Genomic DNA, 1,925 nt, shown 5'->3' on the forward strand with positions numbered 1-1,925 from the left:
CAGTAGTGTAGTCAATTTGGGTTTCACCAAATTCATCAATAAACGTATTAGGAAAATTAATTGTGACCTGTTCTGTCGTCTCAAATTGATCTCCATTGGCTGCTACATAATATACTTTAAATACAGTGGTGAGTTCTGCAAAAGTTTCTAAATTGATATCACAACTAATTGGCACACCAAAGCTACCTGAAATCCGTTCTCCCGATACCTCATCGGATATTCCTTGTTGAAGTTTTCCCAAGTGCGACATATTTCCACCGAGAATGTTCCTAGTTAAAGGGAATCCTGCTTCTTCTGGATTACATAATAAAATTTCATCCTCTAGTTGGTTGGGATCGGCAAAATTAAAAAGTGTTGCTTTTATAGGCCTTGCCTTTTTGCCTTTCGCGGCCCGGGCATTCAGATTTTCTGCGCCATTCTGAGCAGGGTCTAAGACGGTTTCCTGGCTACAGGAATAGGCGAGTAAAAACATAGCCAGAATACTTACTCCATAAAGAGCTTTTAGCAGATAATAATTGATAGTTTTCATATTTAGATATTTAAAGGTTACGATGTTAGAATTAAATGGTTATAAATGAGAAAAATACCCTGAATAAAATAAAAATGCCCGGGATACTGGGGAAGTTCAATATAAGATAAACCATTTATCAGATTTTGAAATAGTTTTAGGACCAACAGTGTAATATTTTGTCCGAAAGCGGGTATATCTTTACCAGGGATTTAAATTATATCATGTTATTCAGAGTATTACGTTTATTAAGACAGCGATTGATGGGTATGATAAACTCGGTGAGTAATCCCCAGCCAGGTCACTTACAAAGCGCAAAACCCTGCCAACTGGCAGGGTTTTTTTGTTTATGAGAATCACCCAGTTTACTCGAGTGATTCGATGAAATGAAAAAACTAGCAACCGAAGGTTGTGAAAGTTTAGCATTTGCACTACGGGGCGGCTGGGTCAGACGACCGGACATGCCAACAAAAACCTTGGTGAAGGTTGAGTGAGTCAACCCCAGCTGAGAATAAAAATCCAATTTCAAATAAATGTTTATTATTTAAGCACTTCAATCTTACTTTTGGACCTTGCCCCCCGCCGGCTGGCCCCTCGGGGTAAAAGTTCACAGGACTCTTACGGATTCCTTCGGTCCGGGTCAGAAGACCAGATATGTCAACAGAAACCTTGGTGAAAGTTGAGGGAGTCAATCCCACCTGAGGGAATAAATTCCAGGCACCAAATTCCAATTATTCTTTTAAATAAACAGATCTTGAATTTGCAACCCAGGACGTCCTGGTCAAACGAACGAAGATGTGGGTGAAGTTAACCCCAGACGAGGGAATAAATTCTAAGTTCCAAATTCCATTAATTCTATTAAATAAACCCGTTTTGCCGTAAGTTTTATTTAGCGCCTTGCACCACAGCAATTGGTTATGATTTAATCTTCTTAGCTAATTGAATTTGAAGTTCGCTTTTCTTTAATTGAATATTCAGATTTTTTACTTCGTCCTGCATAAAATCCCTGAACTTCTTATCTATAGATTTTAAACGTTCATTGAAGATGGCATAGACCTCTCGCTGCTGATCTGTGGGCCTAAAGTCGACCCCATTACCAGTAATATCACTAGCAAGGGCACTCAGCCTTCCGTAGAGTTTCATCGGTGCCCTAAAAGCATCTTCCCTTGCCCCGGTAAGTTGAATATCGTACAAGGTTCCTGCAATAGATTCCGACAATATTCGCAACTGTTCTGCTTTTTTAATATCATCCTTGTTCTTTAATTTGGGGATAATTTCGGCCAGTTCTGAACGAATTCCTTCAATATCGTTGATCATGGTAACCGCTAAGTTTATGGCATCGCGAAGTTCGAGTGAAAAAGCTACTTGTTGTTTGATTTCTTCTAAGGTTCCTTCAGACGTTGGATCTTTCAACACC

General features: G+C 39.4%; 1 protein-coding gene and 1 pseudogene. Both read right to left on the bottom strand.

What is annotated here, in order from left to right; translation table 11 throughout:
- Positions 1–529: hypothetical protein (locus tag WBM60_RS02665; protein ID WP_424282738.1), on the bottom strand; the 529-nt coding region annotated here is incomplete at its 3' end.
- Between the two features lie 894 nt (positions 530–1,423).
- A pseudogene (locus WBM60_RS02670) lies at positions 1,424–1,925 on the bottom strand (glycosyl hydrolase); the annotation flags it as partial.

This window comes from Eudoraea sp., assembly GCF_049669105.1.
Lineage (GTDB): Bacteria > Bacteroidota > Bacteroidia > Flavobacteriales > Flavobacteriaceae > Eudoraea.